The sequence below is a fragment of the Bradyrhizobium sp. 2TAF24 genome (assembly GCF_052115025.1).
Lineage (GTDB): Bacteria > Pseudomonadota > Alphaproteobacteria > Rhizobiales > Xanthobacteraceae > Bradyrhizobium_A.
On record NZ_JBFRFW010000039.1, the window covers coordinates 22,975 to 29,218 of the forward strand.

Annotated in this window: 5 protein-coding genes; 4 read left to right on the forward strand and 1 reads right to left on the reverse strand. The window is 69.0% G+C overall.

Annotation, left to right across the window (positions count from 1 at the left end; translation table 11 throughout):
• Window positions 1–91 precede the first annotated feature (91 nt).
• From AB4Z37_RS32190 to AB4Z37_RS32205, 4 genes are all read left to right on the forward strand, one after another.
• Window positions 92–1,339: an alpha/beta fold hydrolase gene (locus AB4Z37_RS32190; protein ID WP_441520739.1), complete on the forward strand. Its 1,248-nt coding sequence runs from the start codon at window positions 92–94 to the stop codon at window positions 1,337–1,339.
• A 309-nt stretch (window positions 1,340–1,648) separates the two neighbouring features.
• Window positions 1,649–3,571 carry a 1-deoxy-D-xylulose-5-phosphate synthase gene (gene dxs, locus AB4Z37_RS32195; protein ID WP_441520740.1) on the forward strand — a complete coding sequence of 641 codons (1,923 nt, stop codon included), beginning with the start codon at window positions 1,649–1,651 and terminating at the stop codon, window positions 3,569–3,571.
• Between the two features lie 51 nt (window positions 3,572–3,622).
• Window positions 3,623–4,354 (forward strand): TlyA family RNA methyltransferase, encoded by a 732-nt coding sequence (locus AB4Z37_RS32200; RefSeq protein ID WP_441520741.1) that lies wholly within the window; start codon window positions 3,623–3,625, stop codon window positions 4,352–4,354.
• The gene (locus tag AB4Z37_RS32205) at window positions 4,347–5,606 is read left to right on the forward strand and encodes a class I SAM-dependent RNA methyltransferase (RefSeq protein ID WP_441520742.1); all 1,260 of its coding nucleotides are present in this window, start codon (window positions 4,347–4,349) and stop codon (window positions 5,604–5,606) included. Before AB4Z37_RS32200 ends, AB4Z37_RS32205 begins: the two co-directional genes overlap by 8 nt.
• A 47-nt stretch (window positions 5,607–5,653) precedes the next feature.
• Here AB4Z37_RS32205 and AB4Z37_RS32210 read toward each other — a convergent pair.
• Window positions 5,654–6,244, reverse strand: a 591-nt coding sequence (locus AB4Z37_RS32210) for a filamentous hemagglutinin family protein (RefSeq protein ID WP_441520743.1), incomplete at its 5' end; no start/stop codon positions are given.

The window sequence follows — 6,244 nt, forward strand, 5'->3', positions numbered from 1 at the left end:
CGTCTCACGGCCCGTGAGACGGCGTCCTGCTCCCGACCGCGGCGCCGTGCCGCCGCTTTTTTCAACCGCCCGCCGCCATTCGGGGATCTGCGTGCGAGTCAAACGTCGTCACATCATCTACGTGCAGGGTTACGATCCCCGGGGGCTCGCGCAGTACTATCGCATGTTCCGCAGCGAGCTGCGCAAGTTCGCCGCGCTCTACGGCCTCACCTGCAAGGTCGGCCGGCCGGCCGCCGATGACGCGCGCGCCGCGTCCTGGACCATCGACACGCAGGGGCCCGACTGGCAGACCCGCACGCGCTACGACTTCCTGCGCTGGGAGGACCTGATCAAGGCCGACCTGGAGTGGCCGATCTGGCGCACCGTGACCCAAGCGCTCGGGATCTACATCCGCCTGATCTTCAACGGCGTCCTGACCCGCTTTCGCAAGGCGCATTGGCGTTTCGCCGCCTTCATCAGCTATCCCGAATTCGTGCTGACGATGGAGGCGCTGCTGTCGCTCGGCGCCGCCACGCTGTTCGCCGCGGGCCTGCGGTTTGCCGGACTGCCCCTGCTGATCACGCTGCCGGCCGCCGCGGCGCTGTTCATCGCGCTGCTCGGCACGCTGCTGAAACTCCTGGAGAGCCGCACCTACACGCTCTACCTGATGTCCGACACCATCTTCACCTGGCAGTACGCCCACCGCCAGCGCCCCGACTGGGACCAGCGCATCGAACAGTTCGCGCGGGATCTGGTCGCGACCGTGCGCAGCAGCGACGCCGACGAGATCGTGGTGGTCGGGCATTCCTCCGGCTCGTTCCTCGGCCTCGAGATCCTGATGCGTGCGCTCGAGCTCGATCCCGAGATCGGCCGGCGCGGCCCGCGCCTGATGCTGCTGACCATCGGCGGCAACCTGCCGATCGTCGGCTTCCTGCCGGTGTCCGACGGCTTCCGGGCACGCCTGAAGCGTCTCGCGGCCGAGCCGTCGATCCACTGGGTCGACTGCCAGTCGCGCAAGGACGTGATGAATTTCTATCCGTTCGATCCGATCGCCGGGCATGGCATCGATGTCGGCGCAGCCCGCCGCAACCCCAAGATCGTCAACGTCCGGTTCCGCGACATCATCGCGCCGGAAAACTACAACGCCTTTCGCCGGCACTTCTTCCGCGTCCATTTTCAGTTCGTGATGGCCAACGAGCAGCCCAACGCCTACGACTTTTTCATGATGGTGTGCGGCCCCCTCACCCTGTGCGACCGCTTCGCCCATCCCGCCACCGCGCTCGCCATCGCCACCGGCGACCCTGCGACGCGTGACCAGGCCTGGTCGGAGCTGGAGGAGCCCCCCATCGGCGTCGCCTGACCGGGCCCCGGACGCCGCAGCCCAGCCATGCCGGGGGCCCGGCGGCGGGTTCCTGCAGGGGTGGGGCCGGCAGCCCCAACCCTGCCTATCCACCCGATTTTGAACCATTTTCCGGGTCGCATCGACTGATCGGAGCGCCTCGCCGGAACCTGCCGCCGACCGCTGTTTCCCTCTAACGATTGGCTTGTGCAAAAATATTGGTATAAGCCGCTGGATCAACTTGCCAATTTCGACATTCGCCTGGGCCGGCCATACGCTGGCCCCGGGGCGGGCGGCCTGACCGCCTCTTTCAGTCAAAGGAATCCATCCGTGTCCACGCCGAGCTCAACCCCTCTCCTCGACCGCGTGCAGACCCCCCACGACCTGCGTGGGCTGAAGCCCGAGCAGTTGCGCCAGTTCGCGGATGAACTGCGTCAGGAGACGATCAGCGCGGTGTCGGTCACCGGCGGCCATCTCGGCGCCGGTCTCGGCGTGGTCGAGCTGACAGTGGCCCTGCACTATGTCTTCAACACCCCGGCCGACCGCCTGATCTGGGACGTCGGCCACCAGGCCTATCCACACAAGATCCTCACCGGGCGGCGCGATCGCATCCGCACGCTGCGCCAGGGCGGCGGCCTGTCCGGCTTCACCAAGCGCTCGGAGAGCGAGTACGACCCGTTCGGCGCGGCGCACTCCTCGACCTCGATCTCCGCCGGCCTCGGCATGGCGGTGGCGCGCGACCTGTCGCACGGCAAGAACAACGTCGTCGCGGTCATCGGCGACGGCTCGATGTCCGCCGGCATGGCCTATGAGGCGATGAACAACGCCGGCGCGATGAACTCGCGCCTGGTCGTGATCCTCAACGACAACGACATGTCGATCGCCCCGCCGGTCGGCGCGATGTCGGCCTACCTCGCCCGCCTGATCTCGGGCCACACCTATCAGTCGATCCGCGAGATCGCCAAGAACATCGCCCACAAGCTGCCGAAGTTCTTCGAGGAACGCGCGATGCGCGCCGAGGAATACGCCCGCGGCATGGTCACCGGCGGCACGATGTTCGAAGAGCTCGGCTTCTTCTATGTCGGCCCGATCGACGGCCACAACCTCGACCACCTGCTGCCAGTGCTGACCAACGTCCGCGACGCCACCAACGGCCCGATCCTGGTCCACGTCGTGACGCAGAAGGGCAAGGGCTATGCCCCGGCGGAAGCTTCCGCCGACAAGTATCACGGCGTCGTCAAGTTCGACGTGCTGACCGGCACCCAGGTCAAGGCCAAGTCCAACGCGCCGTCCTACACGGCGGTGTTCGGCCAGAGCCTCGTCAAGGAAGCGCAGAAGGACGACAAGATCGTCGCCATCACAGCGGCGATGCCGTCGGGCACCGGCATCGACACCTTCGGCAAGGCGTTTCCGGAACGCACCTTCGACGTCGGCATCGCCGAGCAGCATGCGGTCACCTTCGCCGCTGGCCTTGCCACCGAGGGCTACAAGCCGTTCTGTGCGATCTACTCCACCTTCCTGCAGCGCGGCTACGACCAGGTGGTGCACGACGTCGCCATCCAGGGCCTGCCGGTGCGCTTCGCCATCGACCGTGCCGGCCTCGTCGGCGCCGACGGCTCGACCCACGCCGGCGCGTTCGACAACGCCTATCTCGGCTGCCTGCCGGGCTTCGTGATCATGGCGGCCGCCGATGAAGCAGACCTCGTCCATATGATCGCGACCCAGGTCGCGATCAACGACGCGCCGAGCGCGCTGCGCTATCCGCGCGGCGAAGGCCGCGGCGTCGAGATGCCTGAATTCGGCGTGCCGCTCGAGATCGGCAAGGGCCGCGTGCTGCGCGAGGGCAACAAGGTGGCGCTGCTGTCGTTCGGCACCCGCCTCGGCGAGGCGCTCAAGGCCGCCGACGAGCTCGAGGCCCAGGGCCTGTCGACCACGGTCGCCGACGCACGCTTCATGAAGCCGCTCGACATCGATCTCGTGCTCAAGCTCGCCCGCGAGCACCAGGTGCTGCTGACCATCGAGGAAGGCTCGGTCGGCGGTTTCGGCTCCCATGTGCTGCAGGCGCTCGCCGACCACGGCGCGCTCGACAACGGCCTGCGGGTGCGCGCCATGGTGCTGCCCGACGAGTTCCTCGATCACGACACGCCGGCGGCGATGTATGCCCGCGCCGGGCTCGACGCCAAGGCGATCGTCGCCAAGGTCTTCGAAGCGCTCGGCAAGGACATCAAGGCCGAGGCCAGCAAGCTGGCCTGATCGCGCCCTCAGTCCCAGCGACGGAGCGGCGATCCGGAGGTGGACCCGCGCATGCAACCGCGTCAGCGCGCAGATCTTGTGCTGGTGGAGCGCGGCCTGTTCGACAGCCGCGCCCGGGCGCAGGCCGCCATTGCGGCCGGCCTCGTCACCGCGGACGGCCGGCCGGTCGGCAAGCCGTCCGAGATGATCTCACCGCAGGCGGCGCTGGCGGCGACGCCCGCCCACCCCTGGGTGTCACGCGGCGGCGTCAAGCTCACCGGCGCGCTGGAGCGCTACCCCTTCGCGATCCAAGACCATGTCTGCCTCGATGTCGGCGCCTCGACCGGCGGCTTCACCGAGGTGCTGCTGGCGCGCGGCGCGCGCCGCGTCCATGCGGTCGATGTCGGCCACGACCAGCTGCATGCGCGCCTGCGCGACGATCCCCGCGTCGAGGTGCACGAGCGCAGCGACATTCGCAGTCTCGCCGCCGCCGACTTCGCCGAGCGCCCCGACATCGTGGTGATCGACGCCAGCTTCATCTCGCTGAAACATGTGCTGCCGCCGGCGCTCGCCATCGCCGCTCGGCCGCTGAGCCTGCTGGCGCTGATCAAGCCGCAGTTCGAAGCGGAACGGCGCCATTCCAAAAAGGGTATCATTCGCGACGGCACGGTTCATGCCGCGGTATGCGACGACATCACCGCTTACGTGCAAACGCTCGGCGGCGATGATGTCGCGGTGTTTCCCTCGTCGATCGCCGGTGGCGACGGCAACATCGAATTCTTCATTGGAGCCCGTTTTGTCTGAGCAGCTTGTCATCGACCAGGTCGGCCATCGCGGCGACGGCGTGGCGCTGGCCGACGGCCATGCGGTCTACGTCCCGGCCGCGCTCGCCGGCGAGAGCGTCGAGGTCGAGGATATCGCCGGCCAGCCGGACCGCCGCCGCCTCATCCGCGTCGTCACGCCGAGCCCCGAGCGCATCACCCCGTTCTGCCCTCACTTCGGCCGCTGCGGCGGCTGCGCCATCCAGCACTGGCAGACGAACAGCTATCGCGCCTGGAAGCGGCAACTGGTGGTGGATACGCTGACGCAAGCCGGCATCGCGGCGGCGGTAGACGATCTCATCGACGCCCATGGCGCAGGACGCCGTCGCCTCGTCGCCCACGCGCGGCGCGGCGGCGGCACCACGCTGCAGGTCGGCTTCTCCGCCGCCGGCAGCCACGAGATCGTGCCGCTCGACCACTGCCCGATCCTCGATCCGGCGCTCGATGGCGCGTTGGCCGCGGCCAAGGCGCTGGCTGCCGCGCTCGCGCCGGTCGGCAAGCCGCTCGACATCCAGATCACAGCAACCGATGCGGGCCTCGACATCGACGTCCGCGGCTCCGGGCCGCTGGCCGGCCCGGCGATGATGACGCTGTCGCAGATCGCCGCGCAGCACCGCATCGCACGCGTCACGCGCCATGGCGAGCTGGTGGTGATGCATGCACCGCCAAAGGTGCGCATGGGGCGCGCCGAGGTGCCGCTGCCGCCCGGCTCGTTCCTGCAGGCCACCGCCGCCGGCGAGGAGACGCTCGCCGCGCTGGTGCTCGAAGCCTGCAAGGGCGCCAAGCATGTCGCCGACCTGTTCTGCGGCGTCGGGCCGTTCGCGCTACGGCTCGCCGAGCGCGTGCGGGTGTCGGCGTGGGACAGTGACGCCGGGGCCGTGGGCGCGCTGCAGAAGACAGCGCCCGCGACACGCGGGCTGAAGCCGGTCAGTGCGGTGGTGCGCGACCTGTTCCGCCGGCCGCTGATGCCGCAGGAACTGCGCGCCTTCGACGCCGTGGTGTTCGATCCGCCGCGCCAGGGCGCGCAGGCGCAGGTCAAGCAGCTCGCCGCCAGCAAGGTGCCGGTGATCGTCGCCGTATCCTGCAACGCCGCCACCTTCGCCCGCGATGCCCGCGCACTGATCGATGGCGGCTACCGCTGCGAACGCGTCGTGCCGGTCGACCAGTTCCGCCACACGGCGCATGTCGAGCTGGTGGCACGCTTCGTGTCAACGGACGCGCGGCGCACCGGCTGACGCTGTGGCGCCGGCAGCCCGCGCGTGCGGTCGCCACACCGGTCCGGTCAGCGATCCCGTGACGCAGGAAGCGCCGTATCACCGAGGCCGATGACCTGAAACGCACTGCTCTGGTTGTAAGTCTGCTTCTCCGGCGATTGACGCTTGTTCTCCGGCGCCCCCTGATCAGGCGCGCCGTCACCATCGCCACCGCCATAGCCGAGCACCTCGACCATGATCATCGACGGCCGCTCGTTGCCGGCCGGCGCCGTCGGCGCCGCCTGCTGGTTCGCCGCTGTGGTGTTGTTGGCGGCGGTCAGTGCTGCGACCGGCGGCCCCTGCACCGTCGCAAGCCCGGTGGCATTGCCCTGCACCTGGATATTGCTGGCGTTGAGAACCTGCAGCGCCTGCAGCGTGACGTTGCCCGACACGCGGATGCCGGCGTCGCCCGCATCGATGATGCCGTGCGGCGCGAACAGGTCGACGTCGCCCGGCGGCACGCCGGGCACGCCGATCAGCGTGGCGATGCCGGCGCCGGTCTGCGGCGTCACCGGCGCCTTGGTGACGTTGCCATAGCGATCGACCGTGAACTGCGGCGGCGAGGTGACGAGCGAGGTCTTCTTGCCCTTGCCGGCATTGAGGTCGCCGTTCATCGAGAA